Raw genomic sequence first — 13,526 nt, 5'->3', positions numbered from 1 at the left:
GTTCACTGTGTTGATAACGAACCGTTGTTTAATAAAGTTTTAACGGTGCTGGACTTTTTTGGGATAAGTGTCCAATATGATACAATCACTTCAAAGAACAGGGAGAATATGGGTGTTATTAAATGATGTATAGGAATAAGAAAAATTCAGTCGTGCTCCTATCTTTGAGTGCCCTGTTTTTTACAGCGGTACTTGGATATTCTGCTTATAGCTATGGTCTGTTTTTTGAGATGAATTTCTATCGCTTGGAATGGATGATCATTCTCCTTGCTTTGCTAACGACAATGTTCAGAATGATTGTTCTATGGAAGAATGGAAACAAAGCTAGTACGGGTGTGATGGAAGTTATATATCCTGCTGCTGGCCTTTTAGCTATTGCTGGTTTATACGCATTGTCTTTATTAAATAACCCTGTATCGGTGCAAAGCACGATTGAGCAAGGAATTCGTTGGTCTACCTATGCCGCTTTTTTGTGGATAACCACGATAGGATTCAACTCTGTTAGAGGGCGTCAATGGCTGTCTGTAGCGGTGCAAGCAGCTGGCGTTTTCGTCGTTTGGGGAGCGCTTGCGGGGTGGATGGGATGGATTTCCTTTCCTGATATTGTGATGACGACTGGAGATGCTCGGTTGTCTGCGGTTGGTGCGAGACTATCGGGGTTTGTGCAGTATCCTAACTTCTTAGGGGCAATAACGGGTGCTTATTTACTTTGGAGCTGGCTGCTGCTTGTTCGGTCCCGATCTCAATTGTCCTTCTTCTTCGTTTCATTGCAGCTATTACCAATTATGCTTGCGTTTTTGTTGACAGAATCCAGAGGAGCCTGGCTTGTTACAGCACTTGGTTGGCTATTAGGGCTGCTGCTGGTCTCGCGTCTTGAACGAATCAAGTGGCTTCTTTACAGTGGGTGGACGATGTTATCTGCTGGAGCGGCCTATCGTTTCGTAGTCCATATTGGGGCGCGAGGCGGTGCAGGAACAGCTGAGTCAGGTGAGCAGATAAACGAGGCTTTGCTTTTGATAGGTGCTCTTGTCATAACGGTTGCAGGGTTCGCGTGGATTCGATTATGGCTTGCAAAAGGGGCTGAGAGCCACCGGATCGTATACTTCGCTTGGGGTGGATGGATTGCGGTGCTAACGATCATGTCGCTGCTGCTGCCCTCGGTCATTCATGGACGATTAAGTGGACACTTTCAGACTGTGGGTGCGCGTAAGTTGTTTTACATAGATGCATTTAAGCTCATAAAGCAAGCGCCTTTTCTTGGGCATGGTGGCGATACCTGGCGTATGATGTTTACTCAAATCCAATCTCAGCCTTATGTAGGCAGTGAAGTGCATAGCGGATATTTGGAATTGATGCTTGATCTTGGCGTGATTGGCCTGCTCCTTGTTATTGGAGTATCAGCTGTTCTGATTTATCGGGTCTGGTGTTACGACCGCTTAGGCTTACTGCCGATTATGGTTCTGCTCGTACATGCTGCGATTGATTTTGATATGTCCTTTGGTTACTATTGGCTGCTGCTTATAAGCTGGTTCGTTTTGTACGGCGGAACGAAAGTGAATAGCAATCAGATGGTTGGAGCGGATGAGACCGTACAAGCAAAGGATGCTGCCCGATTAACAGTGATAAAAGAACGGTTGAATGGTTTAGGTCAGCGATATCAAATAGTCAGAGCGGTCCTGATGGTTACTGCAGTCTTATTCCTCATTACCGCAGCCATCTACAGCTGGAGATTCGAGAACTCTCTGCAATACCGTCAGACAGCAGCTGCATCTTCGGGCATCGCACGGATATCCGGGCTTCGCGCGGCGCTCGATTGGAATCCCTATTGGACGCGAGTTCGAATTGAGCTGTCCAAGCTTGAGCCGCTGCAAGAGAGGGTCAATTTGCTGGCTATCGGGCTGCGTTACGAGCCCCAGTCCGTTCCGCTCCTATGGGCGCTTGGCATCACGGAAGCTAAGCGAAATAACACCATGCAAGCTGCGGCATATATGCGTACCGCCTTGCACTATGATCGTTTCGACCGTGTGAAACAAACCGGAGCGGTGGTGACAATGACGCAGCTCGCGCAGCAGCTGCTAACTGCTGACGAACTGCCTGCGGCAAGTCAGGCCGCGGAGCAGGCGATTCAATTCTTCGATGCCTACGCATCGCTTGGTCAGGGTGTTCGTGTTAATGGACGCAGGTTTGCGATCACGAACGAGGCGAAGACAGCTGTGAAAGAAAGCCGTCTGATTAACAAATTCAGAGGATGAAACTTGCTTCGCCGCCAAGGACGGCGTTAGCCGTTTCTTCTTGTGTCCACTCCTTCTGTCATTCAACAGCATAAGCTGTAGGAAACCAGGGGAGGAGTGATAACCATGGCATCTTCACGCGTCAGGCCATTGCTAAATGTTCCGAGCAAAGGAAAAGTCATTCGTAAGACGAGGGCAAGAGGTTTATCTCAAAGCACGGGTACAACTTTCAATCGACTAACCGTTGTTTGGGTAGCACAGAATGGCGTACCATTCAACACGACTGGATTCTTTGCCCGTCTGTTCCGGGGGAATCAGCTGATTTCAACCGCATTTTTCGATCGTTTCGGAGTCGTTCGCTTTAATAACGTCCGTACACTAACGAATGCAACCTTTACCATTCAGGTGATCAGAAATGATGGGGTTCTATTCCGTACGCGCACCATTCCAGCAGGCGTACAGACTTTCGCGATAATCGGCTAATCTACATGGAGCAGCTCTGACGACAAACAACAGCAGCACAGTCCTAGAGAAGCTGTGCTGCTGTTGGTTGTCAAAGGCATAACAACATTAATCGGTTTCTCAGAAGCGTTTGAATACAAAACTCACATTTTGATCAAGCGGTGGGCTAATGCTTTAAATTGTATTCAGTGCTTCAGCAAACGCTGAAATGCCTGATGAAATATCAGCCGTGTAGGGCTTTGCATAGCTGAAGCGTACGAATCCAGGTTCAGAGCCGTATACACTTCCAGGTACATATACTAAGCCTCTGCGGATCGACTCCTCCAGCAGCTTGCCGTCATCTACCACTTGATTAATTTTACACCACAAATTCAGACCGCCATCAGGAGCATGGAACGTTACACGGCCTTGCAGTGTGCGATTAATGGCCTGTACCATAATCTGTTGCTTATGATACAAAGAGACTCTTAATTGATCGAGATGACGGTGGAATTGATCACTGTTCAGCAGCCTTTCGGCAGCCCACTGTGAGATGATGCTTAACCCAAAATCCATTTGTTGTCTAGCATCCGTTAACCTGCTGATGACCGATTGAGGAGCGATCATCCATCCGATACGAAGCCCGGAAGCGGCGATTTTCGAGAGAGAGCCGATATATAACACGATGCCGTCAGTATCCATTGCCTTTAAAGTCGTAGGGGGGGAGCCTTCAAAAGCGGTTAAGCTGAACGGATCATCTTCTACGATTGGAATACCCAGATCCACCGCGATCTTCAGCAGGCGAATACGTTTGGACTGGCTGAGTACCGTGCCTGTTGGGTTCTGATAGTTCGGGTTAAGAAACAGCATACGTATCCGATGCTCTCGAAAAAGCTTAATGATATCATCCGGATCGATCCCGTCCTGTTGGACGGGTAATCGAAAAATACGCAGTCCAGCAGATTGGAACATTGGCAATGAGTAGCAGTAAGAAGGGTCTTCGATTGCAACGGCATCTCCTGGAGATAGCAGACATTGCGTAATCAGATAGAGGGACTGTTGAGAACCCGATGTGATCAAGATCGATGATTCTGTTGTTTGGATGCCATTGTTTCGTTCCAGAACGGACACAAGTGAGCTGCGTAGACGGTAATAGCCCTGCGGATCGTCATATCCTAGATGTTCATTAAAGGTCTGTTCTTGCAGCAAGCTCTGAACGATATCATTTGGGAACATATCGGACGATAGTTCACCGCTAGCCATATTGATGATGTTGGGATGGCTTCGAGTAACCTCACGAATACGTCTCATAAATGGCAAGTTAGGAAGGAATGTTCCGCCTTCCGTATATTGACGCCAATTCGGCGTATGCTTTGGAGCAATCCCCCACTTCGTTCGGCTGACCCGGGTACCACTCCCAACGACGCTTTCAACTAATCCAGAAGCGCGTAATTCCTCATAGGCTTGAATGACCGTGCTCCGATTTACTTCAAGCTGTTCAGCCAATTTTCGCTCAGACGGAAGGATGCTGCCTGGCGGAAGCTCGCCATAAGAGATTCTTCTTTCCAGATGATCGGCGATTTGCTGGTATAAAGGCTTTTTGGACGCACGCTCCGGTTTCCACATTTCCAAACAACACCCTTACAAAGTAATGATCACTACTTTATATTCCCTACTGTTAACAGCGTCCGAAGTTCTTGGATAAGAAAGCTATTCTCCTGTTTGGTGCCTATACTGACTCTGACGTGCTGTGGGAGGCCCCATGCTTTTCCATTTCGAAGGATGATCCCTTTGGTTAGCAGTGTGTCATAGATGTTCTGTGTATGTGGACCAAGCTCAATAAGAACGAAATTGCCCATACTCTCGATGTAGGGGAGCCCCAGCTCACGACAGGCTTCATATAGCTGCTTCCGTCCCTCAATTACAGTTTGTCGCGACAAATCAAGATGCTCTTCATCTGTAAGAGCAGCAGTGGCGGCTATTTGCGCTAATGTGTTTACATTAAAGGGTTCTTTTACCTTCAGGATCTGCTGGATGATGGACGCTTGGGCGATACCATAACCGATTCGCAGCCCTGCAAGGCCGAAGATTTTGGAGAAGGTATGCAGGATGACCACTGGATAATTTTCTTTCACGAATTCAATTCCATCCGTGAAGTCTGCGGCATCCGCATAGTGATTATAGGCACCGTCAATGACGACGATAATTCCTTTAGGTAAACCTTGCAATAGTTCTGTCAATTGCGCATGTGTCATATAGGTTCCGGTCGGATTATTTGGCGAGCATACATAAATGATTTTGGTTTGCTGGGTTACAGCTGCAAGGATCGCCGGTACATCAAAACGAAAATGATCATCAAGGGGCACGGGAATCACCTTTGCATCCATCAGGTGGGCGCCAAACTCATATTCGCTAAACGAAGGTGATGGAACAATAATATTGTCACCTGGTTCTAGATAGGTTTCCGAAATGAGTTTGATTAATTCATCACCGCCGTTGGTTATGATGAATTGCTCCGAAGAAATTCCGAGCTTCTCTCCAATCGCATGTCTGATCGCAGTGGTATTGGCATCCGGATAACGGTGCAATTCCCCAAGACTGGATTGGATGGCCTCTATCGCCTTAGGGGAAGGGCCTAGCGGGTTTTCGTTCGAGGCTAATTTCACTACAGACTTAAGCCCATATTTTTGCTGAACCTCCCAAACAGGCAGGCCTGGCGTGTAGGGTTGAATTTGTTCAAGTGCTTTCCTAGATTCCACGGTCATGATAGAGCCCTCATCTCTTCCTTATATTTAATATAACTCTAGTCTACTGGGATCCGATTGTAAACATCCAATTGGCATTGGGACCAACCATCCAAATCATCATCTAATAAAGAAATGGTGGGGTCAATTCTTGCTGAATTGGATGGTCACAGAGAAGGCAGATGAATTTATGATGAAGGAAATACCTAATTGATGTGGAGATGATTTCGTATGGCATATGAGGCGATTTGGGCCAATGAACCATCCAAATTGAATGCTGCTGAGTTCATGAAGATGGAAAAGGACGGACTTGACGTTATCCGTACGATTATTGAAACGTACTCCGTAGAAGGGTACGAATCCATACCGGCAGATGAACTGAATCGCTTCAAATGGGCTGGCGTTTATCAACAAAAACCTAATGATGGTCACTTCATGATGCGGATACGTATCCCCTCTGGCATGCTGACAGCAGCGCAAGCGCGGGCATTGGCCGACATTTCCACCAATTATGGTCGTAATCTGATGGATGTGACCACGCGTCAATCCATTCAATTTCACTGGCTTCGTGTGGAACAACTGCCGGATATTTTCAAAAGACTTGATGCTGTCGGTTTGTATTCCTTCGAAGCATGTGGTGACTGCCCAAGAGCAATTGTAGGGAATCCGCTGGCTGGCATCGATAAATATGAGTTATTCGATACAACTGAAATTGTTCAGCAAGTTAGCGATTTCTTCGTCATGAACCGGGACTTTTCCAACTTGCCCCGCAAATATAAGATCTCGATTTCCTCCAATATATATAATAACGGTTTCGCGGAAATTCAGGATCTAGGCTTCACGCCTGCCGTAAAGATGATCGACGGGAAAGAAGTGCAGGGATTCCATATACAAGTTGGCGGCGGCCTTTCGGCGAAGCCATTCCTTGCTCAGCCGCTGAATGCGTTTGTTCATCAAGAAAATGTTCTTAAAGTTGCGATAGGTGTAACTACGATTTTTCGCGACTATGGCTATCGTGAGAAGCGCCATCATGCCAGAATGAAATTTCTGGTCAATGATTGGGGTCCGGAAAAGTTTTTCGAGAAGCTAACGGAGCTTATCGGACCTTTGCCCGAACGTGGTGAGGATAAGACGATCGGGTGGCAGTCTGCTTACTACGACGGAATTGGGGAGCAGAAGCAAGAAGGGCTGCGATATCTCGCACTAAACGTTCCGGTTGGGCGGTTAAGCGGAACTGACCTGGCCGAACTCGCTCGCATTTCCGAAACGTACGGTGATGGTTCGATTCGCACAACAATCTCCCAGAATATCATTATTCCCAATATTCCGGCAGATCGCGTTAGCGAAGCTGTCACACATGATATTTTCCGCAAATTATCTCCGAATCGTACGCGGTTTCTAGATCGGACAGTATCGTGCACAGGGAACGAGTTCTGTAATCTGGCTATCGTAGAGACCAAGCTGCGGGCGCAGTCTGTGGCGGAATATCTTGAAGTCCATGTAGATATCGATGAGGACATACGGATTCATTTTGTGGGCTGCCCGAATGCATGCGGTCAGAAGCAAATCGCAGATATCGGCTTACAAGGTTCTTTGGTAAAGACGTCTGCGGGTATGCAGGAAGCATTCGATATAGCTATCGGCGGAATTCTCGGTCCGAACGCACAGTTTAACGAAAAGCTGAAGGGGCGTGTAGTCGGTGAGCAAGTTGGACCGGTTCTCGCTGATCTCATTCATTATTACAAAGAGACTCGGGCCACAGGAGAGACCTTTCACCAGTTTTATAAACGTGTAGGCATTGGCGCATTCCAATTACGTTTGAACGCCGTACTAAGCAGTATAACCGAGCAAGAGGTAAACAAATGAGCAATACGCTGAATGGCAAAAGAATCGTAATTGCCGGGTCTCAGAAAATAAACGAGATGCAAGCCATTATTGGGAAGCAGGGTGGCATCGCTGTTAGCCGACCGCTTCAAGGGATCAGCGTCTTTGACGAGAGAGAGCTAGAGCAAGGCTTGACCAGATTCGCACGAGAAGGTGCGGATTGGATCTTGTTTACCACCGGGTTGGGGGCTGAAGCCCTATATCAAGCAGCGGATAAACTGAACATCCTCCCTGCTTTCACAGCAGCAGTTGCCAAAGCAAAAATCGCCTCCAGAGGCTATAAGACCTATGCATTTCTGAAAAAGCATGATCTGCAGCCAATCGTAAGCGATGATGACGGCACGGTGAACGATCTTCTTGTGAAGCTTGCCCAGCATGACTTCGCGGGTCAGCGTGTGATGATTCAGTTACATGGGGAGTTATCGCCTCCCATTCAAAATTTTATGGAGAGCAATGGAACAAAGGAGATACAAATTCTTCTTCCTTATAGGCATCACGCGCCAGAAAGATATACCCTTCAGACAATCGTACATGAGCTCACAAATGGCCTTGTTGATGCGGTTTGTTTTACGACACGTATTCAAGTTCAATATCTGTTCGAGTATGCCCGGGAAATGGGTGTGGAGAGTGACATAAGACTGGCCTTTAACGGAGGCGTAATAGCTGGGGCTGTTGGCAAAGTTACCTCAGGAGCCTTAAGAGAAGAGGGAATCAATCGAGTGGTAATGCCTGAACTCGAACGAATGGGCGCCATGATTGTTGAGCTGTCTCGTTACTATTCTGCATGTGAACAAAATCTTGATCAGGCTGAGGTGTAAGGATGAGTAATCAAAATGTCCGAGTCGCAGTTATCCAATCCGCACCGATCCTTTTTGACAAAATATCTGCTTTGGATAAAATAGCTAGCTGGACGAAACAAGCGAGTTCCGAAGGTGCACAATTGGTCGTATTTCCCGAGGTTTTTGTTTCGGGTTACCCCCGCGGCCTATCCATGGGCACAAGGGTTGGAAGCCGCACGTCCGAGGGTCGGAAGGACTGGGAACGATATTGGGAAAGCGCCATTGATATTCCAGGCGAAGATACGGAGTATTTGGGAGAGATCGCTAGGGAAGCCGGTGTCTATCTTATTGTTGGCGTAGTGGAGCGAGATAATCAGTTTAGCAAATCCACTCTCTACAATTCGATCCTGTATATAGGTCCAGATGGAGAAATGCTCGGCAAACATAGGAAGCTCATTCCAACGGGAGCGGAGCGTCTGCTGTGGGGACAAGGGGATGGGAGCACTTTGACGGTTATCGATACCCCTTTTGGGCGTATAGGGGGCCTGATCTGCTGGGAGAACTATATGCCGCTTGCTAGAACGGCCATGTATGCGAAAGGGATTGATATCCTGATAACGCCAACCGCAGATGCAAGAGAGACATGGCAATCGACTATCCGCCACATTGCTTGTGAGGGCCGCTGCTTTGTTGTATCCAGCAATCAATTTGTAACCAAAGACTCTTATCCTACTGACCTGTACGGATATGATGATATTGCCCAAGATCCCGATGTGCTGTCCAGAGGCGGCAGTGCTATTGTAGGGCCGCTCGGCGAGTATGTATCTAATCCTTTATTTGATCAAGAAGGAATGCTGCTGGCAGATCTGGATATGTCGCAGGTTACGCAAAGCCGTTTTGATTTTGACGTCGTCGGCCATTACAATCGTCCCGATGTGTTTCAATTGATTGTAAAAGAGGATAAACAAGCAATCGTGGAATTTCGTTAACATCTAAGGCTTGTGCAAGACGGGGACGATTTACATCAGATGCAAACGATAGGAGGTATATACATGAACGTACCAGTTGGGATTTGGATCGCTGCGGTAGTCATTGTCGGCATTATTGCTTGGATGACATTCTGGGTAACGAATATGGCGTACTCCAGAAAATGGGAAGATCTTGATAATGAGAGGGATTGAGCGTAATCGTGCCAAGGATCGTGAAGAAGTGAAGCCTGCTGCAAAGATAAACGTCCAAAATGTACTTAGCGGTGTTCTTTCGGCCTTACTGCCCTGTACGGGTGGCACCGCCCTCATATTAAGCAGTGCAGAACATGCAGGATTTACGAATTCCGAATTAATATCTTGGCTATTCGTTGTCTACTTTTTCGGCGGTTTATTCAATTTGGTCCTGTCTGTCATTTATAAAATCCCATTCGGCGGTGCTCATTCGATTACGGCTGCCGCCTTTTTGAGTACAACAGCCGTTCATTATCATATCGATGAGCTTGCCGGCAGCGTAATCATGGCCGGAATGCTCATCGTTTTTTTTGGCTTATCGGGGTTTTCGGCAAAGCTGCTGGAATGGCTTCCGAAGCCACTGCTTGAAGCGATGCTTGCTGGTTTGATTTTCACGCATATTGCGAAAATGATCCCTGCTTTTAAGGAAAACTATCTATTGGGTGTAATCGCCCTGCTGGGATTTCTTCTAGTGTCCCGAGTATCAAGGAAGGTTCCTCCCGTATTGGGCGTGGTTGCGCTCGGCTTGGTGTATCTGGCTCTAGTGAATGACTTTCCGGCAGGGGAGAATTATTCGTTTGTATGGCCTCATAATATCATGCCCTCCTTCTCAGTGAATGGATTCGTCTCTCTATCGATACCACTCGCAATTCTTATTCTGAGCAATGACGTATTCGTCGGACTAGCTGCTCTTCGTAAGAACGGCTATCAACCTCCTGTAGCCAAATCAATCGTATTTACAGGGATGGCGACTGCCTTTGCCGGATGGTTCGGCGGTCACGCAGTCAATATAGGAGGAATGATGAGCATGGTCTGCAGTGACGAACGGTCAGGTCCCAAGGAACATCGCTATATCGCGGGTATTGTTTCTGGAGGGCTGGTGGCACTGTTCGGTTTATTGGCTTGGAAGGTAGTGGCATTTATGAGTATCCTGCCGACACCTTTCATTTTGCTTATTACGGGCTTCTCATTAATCGGCCTATTTATGCAAAGCATGAAATCAACCTTTAGACAGTCGTCATACCGATATGCAGCACTTATTACCTTTATCATCGCGGTTTTCAACGTTTCTTATTTGGGAATATCGGCTCCTGTATGGTGTATGCTCATCGGCTTGATAACAGCTAAAATATTGGGTGAAGGCAGACGGGATATCATCAAGCCTTGAACATGTCGAAGTCTGCTTCCTCAAGGCATAACAGATTCTATCCCACTTGCCTTACCCGCCAAATGCATCCCGGAAAGCAGTACACAGCTTATTACGATCAACTTCCCATAATTCTGCTATCTCAGCGCTGAGATTCTCATCCCACCAGTCAGAGAGCAGCTTGCGATTACTGAAATTCTCGTGAATCCATTGAAGGTTAAGAATGACCTTTTGAAAATACAGTTTCTCTGCTTGCGTTATACGATCCTTGGCAATATAAATACCTAATCGCTTCACGGTTCGATAGAGCTCATTCTCGCAGGCGCGTCGAATTTTGCGGGCGGACGGATAGTCCGAATTATGTTTCTGGGCAGAAGGTTTCATCGTCACCGACTCCTCTCTACCTCTTATATATGCACCCTGCTTTTATGCGGTCACTCTCCTACTGAACGACTATGTACCCAACCATAGGACCACCGTGCTCCATGGTCGTGTGAGTGAGACAAACGATTGGATAGGTTCCCTTATGCGCAGCAGTGAAACGGACGATCGTCGTTTTTCCTTTGGTTACTTCCCCTTTAATTCCGAGCTCTTCAATGACAAAAGGATGGGATTTACCGTTTATACCCGTAATGTGCAGCTCCACAAGCTCGCCTTGACTAACGACTACCGTGCCTGGATCCCACCGGTAGACCTCGATTTCTTTCCCCGCATCGGTTTTTGTTGAGAATTCGCCCGTAACGAGCTGGAAAATCCGAGGCTCCTGCGGGACAGCGGATGCAGCTCTGGATTGATTCCATTTGAGACATGCGGCTGCAAGGAGCACGACTAGCAGCAGGATGGAAAACAAACGAAGCTGTTTTTTGGTTACAACAAAGATTTTGGCCATAGGGATCTTCTCACCTTCTTTTCATTTAAATAGATTACACTAGTCTATGCGGGGGCTTGGCCCAGCATGACTGCAATGGAGGACTGGCCCAGCATGACTGCTATGGAGGCCTGTCTTCAAGTATGCTAGAATACCTTATAAGTCCAACATATAGAGACATTGACTAGTTGAAACTTATAGGAATGGGAGATGGAGAATGAGTTGGTTTCACGATATGGTTAACTCGCTGCTGCAATGGATTGAAGGTTTAGGGTATTTTGGTATTGTTTTGGGACTCATGCTTGAGGTTATTCCAAGTGAAGTTGTTCTCGGATATGCAGGTTACATGGTATCTGATGCGGGAGGCAACCAGTTTACATTTATCGGTGCAGTCATAGCCGGTACAATTGGTGCGGTTGTTCAGCAGTGGATTTTGTATGCCATTGGTCGTTATGCAGGTAGGCCTTTCTTTGAAAAGTATGGCAAAATCATTAAAATCGGTCCTAAGCAGCTCGATAAAGCAGAGCATTGGTTTAACAAATACGGTGCTGGTATCGTGTTTACTGCTCGTTTCGTACCCGTTATGAGACAAGCGATCTCCATTCCTGCCGGTATGGCACGGATGAATTTTTGGTATTTCACATTTCTTAGTGCACTCGCTTCGCTTCCATGGTCGTTGTTGTTCGTATACCTAGGCTCAAGTCTTGGTGATCAATGGAAAAATATCGATGAAAAAGCAGCCCCATATGTGCAGCCTGCCATTCTGATTGCATTGGCCTTGCTTGTGGCTTACATTCTATTCAAAGTGATCAAAAGTCGTGGCAAATCCGTGTAGTTTGTGGTGGCTGCGTGTCATTTGGTACAATAAAATAAACATAGGCATCATAGAGAGTGGATCTAAAGCGGCATCATAAAAAAATGTAGGAGGCACCAAAAATGAGTAAAAGCGTTGCTAGTAAGCTTAATAAAGGCATTAGCCCCCAGCAATTTATCGATACGATGCAAAAAAATAAAGAAGCTTTTCTGGATTGGTCTAACCGTTTTGAAATTGAAAGCGAGGACGACCGTGAGTTTTTTGAGTCCTTGAACAATCGTGATGATTTGCGCTGTCTGATCTTAATGGCAGAATGGTGCGGTGATGTGGTTCGTAACGTTCCTGTTATTTTCAAAACGCTTGCGATTACTGGTATTCCTACAGAAGTGCTTATTATGGAAGAACATATGGATACGATGGAGGAGTTCCTGACAATGGGCGGCAGAGCTGTTCCGATTGTGATCTTTGCTGATACAGGTGGTCATGTTCTCGGTCAATGGGGTCCTCGTACGAGCTACATTCAGGAACCGATGGTTGCTTTCAAACAGGAGAATCCGGACCGCGAAGCAGCAGACTACCAAGAGAAACTTGGCCTTGTACGTCAAGAGATAGGTCGTCGCTATGGAGAAGGCACTGAATATCAGCAAGTGATCGTGCAAGAGCTACATAAGCTGCTTGCCTCCTTATAAGATGCTGAAGATCGAGACGTTTACATTAGGACCGCTGCAGACGAATTGCTACCTCCTTACAGAGGAAACCGGCAAACGCGGATTTATCGTCGATCCTGGCATGCAGCCGAAGCGTTTGCTGGAACGTATTAAAGACTTAACTATTGAAGCAATCGTGCTGACCCATGCGCACTTTGATCATATGGGCGGTGTAGATGCTGTTCGCAAAGCAGCTGGCTGTCCGGTGTACCTTCACGATGAGGAAGCCGACTGGCTGACAGATGCTCGCAAGAATGGCTCTGCTAGATGGTCGGATGTTACAGAGCCGCTTACTACGGACCCTGCCGAGTACAGCTTAGCGGAAGGGCAGAAGCTGGAGTTAATCGGCCATACCTTTAAGGTGATGCATACGCCAGGTCATTCGCCTGGAAGTGTCAGCTTACTGTGTGACCAGCAGCTCATCAGCGGTGACGTACTTTTCCGTATGGGTGTCGGACGGACGGATCTTCCTGGTGGACGGGAGCGGGATTTGTACGATTCTATCCGCGGGAAACTGTATAAGCTTGATCCGAATGTGCGCGTATATCCTGGTCATGGGGCGCAGACAACGATCGGTTATGAAATGGCCAATAACCCTTACGTGCCGGCTTAATATAGCTGGCCCGTAAGGGTTTTGTCCAAATATAAGAGGGAAGAAACTTACTTCGCCGTCAAGGACGGCGTAAGCCGT

Annotated in this window: 14 protein-coding genes; 10 read left to right on the top strand and 4 right to left on the bottom strand. The window is 47.1% G+C overall.

The genetic code is table 11. The features are described 5' to 3' along the window. Window positions 1-122: 122 nt before the first annotated feature. Both EKN16_RS15490 and EKN16_RS15485 read left to right on the top strand, forming a co-directional pair. A complete protein-coding gene (locus tag EKN16_RS15490) occupies window positions 123-2,252 on the top strand; it encodes an O-antigen ligase family protein (protein ID WP_125658848.1) in 2,130 nt (709 codons plus the stop codon). Window positions 2,253-2,357: 105 nt separating this feature from the next. Next, a complete protein-coding gene (locus EKN16_RS15485; RefSeq protein ID WP_125658845.1) occupies window positions 2,358-2,714 on the top strand; it encodes a hypothetical protein in 357 nt (118 codons plus the stop codon). A 153-nt stretch (window positions 2,715-2,867) separates the two neighbouring features. On the opposite strand, the gene pdxR is transcribed toward EKN16_RS15485, so the two are convergent. Next, window positions 2,868-4,298, bottom strand: a complete 1,431-nt coding sequence (pdxR, locus tag EKN16_RS15480; protein ID WP_125658843.1) for a MocR-like pyridoxine biosynthesis transcription factor PdxR — start codon at window positions 4,296-4,298, stop codon at window positions 2,868-2,870. A gap of 32 nt (window positions 4,299-4,330) precedes the next feature. Further along, window positions 4,331-5,437, bottom strand: a complete 1,107-nt coding sequence (hisC, locus tag EKN16_RS15475) for a histidinol-phosphate transaminase (protein ID WP_125658840.1) — start codon at window positions 5,435-5,437, stop codon at window positions 4,331-4,333. Between the two features lie 210 nt (window positions 5,438-5,647). On the opposite strand from hisC, the gene EKN16_RS15470 reads away from it, so the two are divergent. From EKN16_RS15470 to EKN16_RS15455, 5 genes are all read left to right on the top strand, one after another. Continuing rightward, window positions 5,648-7,282, top strand: coding sequence for a nitrite/sulfite reductase (locus EKN16_RS15470; RefSeq protein ID WP_125658837.1), 1,635 nt, complete (start codon window positions 5,648-5,650; stop codon window positions 7,280-7,282). Next, window positions 7,279-8,118, top strand: a complete 840-nt coding sequence (locus tag EKN16_RS15465) for a uroporphyrinogen-III synthase (protein WP_125658834.1) — start codon at window positions 7,279-7,281, stop codon at window positions 8,116-8,118. The genes EKN16_RS15470 and EKN16_RS15465 overlap by 4 nt, the downstream gene beginning before the upstream one ends. Before the next feature lie 2 nt (window positions 8,119-8,120). Further along, on the top strand, window positions 8,121-9,068 hold the full coding sequence (locus tag EKN16_RS15460; protein ID WP_125658831.1) for a carbon-nitrogen hydrolase family protein: 948 nt from the start codon (window positions 8,121-8,123) through the stop codon (window positions 9,066-9,068). 63 nt (window positions 9,069-9,131) lie between these two features. Beyond that, window positions 9,132-9,260 (top strand): hypothetical protein, encoded by a 129-nt coding sequence (locus tag EKN16_RS33490; protein ID WP_260182920.1) that lies wholly within the window; start codon window positions 9,132-9,134, stop codon window positions 9,258-9,260. Continuing rightward, window positions 9,247-10,467 carry a benzoate/H(+) symporter BenE family transporter gene (locus EKN16_RS15455; protein ID WP_125658828.1) on the top strand — a complete coding sequence of 407 codons (1,221 nt, stop codon included), beginning with the start codon at window positions 9,247-9,249 and terminating at the stop codon, window positions 10,465-10,467. Before EKN16_RS33490 ends, EKN16_RS15455 begins: the two co-directional genes overlap by 14 nt. 51 nt (window positions 10,468-10,518) lie before the next feature. Here EKN16_RS15455 and EKN16_RS15450 read toward each other — a convergent pair whose 3' ends face one another. Both EKN16_RS15450 and EKN16_RS15445 read right to left on the bottom strand, forming a co-directional pair. Next, on the bottom strand, window positions 10,519-10,830 hold the full coding sequence (locus tag EKN16_RS15450; RefSeq protein WP_125658825.1) for a dehydrogenase: 312 nt from the start codon (window positions 10,828-10,830) through the stop codon (window positions 10,519-10,521). Window positions 10,831-10,888: 58 nt separating this feature from the next. After that, complete coding sequence (locus EKN16_RS15445) at window positions 10,889-11,335, bottom strand: cupredoxin domain-containing protein (protein WP_125658822.1); 447 nt, start codon at window positions 11,333-11,335, stop codon at window positions 10,889-10,891. 196 nt (window positions 11,336-11,531) lie between these two features. Between EKN16_RS15445 and EKN16_RS15440 the strand changes: the two genes are divergently transcribed. From EKN16_RS15440 to EKN16_RS15430, 3 genes are all read left to right on the top strand, one after another. Then, window positions 11,532-12,149 (top strand): undecaprenyl phosphate transporter UptA, encoded by a 618-nt coding sequence (locus EKN16_RS15440; protein WP_125658819.1) that lies wholly within the window; start codon window positions 11,532-11,534, stop codon window positions 12,147-12,149. 101 nt (window positions 12,150-12,250) lie between these two features. After that, window positions 12,251-12,817 (top strand): thioredoxin family protein, encoded by a 567-nt coding sequence (locus EKN16_RS15435; RefSeq protein WP_125658816.1) that lies wholly within the window; start codon window positions 12,251-12,253, stop codon window positions 12,815-12,817. Window position 12,818: 1 nt separating this feature from the next. Continuing rightward, window positions 12,819-13,448 (top strand): MBL fold metallo-hydrolase, encoded by a 630-nt coding sequence (locus tag EKN16_RS15430; protein ID WP_125658813.1) that lies wholly within the window; start codon window positions 12,819-12,821, stop codon window positions 13,446-13,448. Window positions 13,449-13,526 lie beyond the last annotated feature (78 nt).

The organism is Paenibacillus baekrokdamisoli, from assembly GCF_003945345.1.
Classification (GTDB): Bacteria; Bacillota; Bacilli; order Paenibacillales; family Paenibacillaceae; genus Paenibacillus_Z; species Paenibacillus_Z baekrokdamisoli.
The sequence above is the reverse complement of the archived record's forward strand: the minus strand, read 5'-3'. Positions and strand labels throughout refer to the sequence as shown.

What these genes read in the sequence shown, in the direction of transcription:
- EKN16_RS15490 (WP_125658848.1), top strand. Translation starts at nt 123, where the DNA reads ATGATGTATAGGAATAAGAAAAATTCAGTCGTGCTCCTATCTTTGAGT.
- EKN16_RS15485 (WP_125658845.1), top strand. Translation starts at nt 2,358, where the DNA reads ATGGCATCTTCACGCGTCAGGCCATTGCTAAATGTTCCGAGCAAAGGA.
- pdxR (WP_125658843.1), bottom strand. Translation starts at nt 4,298, where the DNA reads ATGTGGAAACCGGAGCGTGCGTCCAAAAAGCCTTTATACCAGCAAATC.
- hisC (WP_125658840.1), bottom strand. Translation starts at nt 5,437, where the DNA reads ATGACCGTGGAATCTAGGAAAGCACTTGAACAAATTCAACCCTACACG.
- EKN16_RS15470 (WP_125658837.1), top strand. Translation starts at nt 5,648, where the DNA reads ATGGCATATGAGGCGATTTGGGCCAATGAACCATCCAAATTGAATGCT.
- EKN16_RS15465 (WP_125658834.1), top strand. Translation starts at nt 7,279, where the DNA reads ATGAGCAATACGCTGAATGGCAAAAGAATCGTAATTGCCGGGTCTCAG.
- EKN16_RS15460 (WP_125658831.1), top strand. Translation starts at nt 8,121, where the DNA reads ATGAGTAATCAAAATGTCCGAGTCGCAGTTATCCAATCCGCACCGATC.
- EKN16_RS33490 (WP_260182920.1), top strand. Translation starts at nt 9,132, where the DNA reads ATGAACGTACCAGTTGGGATTTGGATCGCTGCGGTAGTCATTGTCGGC.
- EKN16_RS15455 (WP_125658828.1), top strand. Translation starts at nt 9,247, where the DNA reads ATGAGAGGGATTGAGCGTAATCGTGCCAAGGATCGTGAAGAAGTGAAG.
- EKN16_RS15450 (WP_125658825.1), bottom strand. Translation starts at nt 10,830, where the DNA reads ATGAAACCTTCTGCCCAGAAACATAATTCGGACTATCCGTCCGCCCGC.
- EKN16_RS15445 (WP_125658822.1), bottom strand. Translation starts at nt 11,335, where the DNA reads ATGGCCAAAATCTTTGTTGTAACCAAAAAACAGCTTCGTTTGTTTTCC.
- EKN16_RS15440 (WP_125658819.1), top strand. Translation starts at nt 11,532, where the DNA reads ATGAGTTGGTTTCACGATATGGTTAACTCGCTGCTGCAATGGATTGAA.
- EKN16_RS15435 (WP_125658816.1), top strand. Translation starts at nt 12,251, where the DNA reads ATGAGTAAAAGCGTTGCTAGTAAGCTTAATAAAGGCATTAGCCCCCAG.
- EKN16_RS15430 (WP_125658813.1), top strand. Translation starts at nt 12,819, where the DNA reads ATGCTGAAGATCGAGACGTTTACATTAGGACCGCTGCAGACGAATTGC.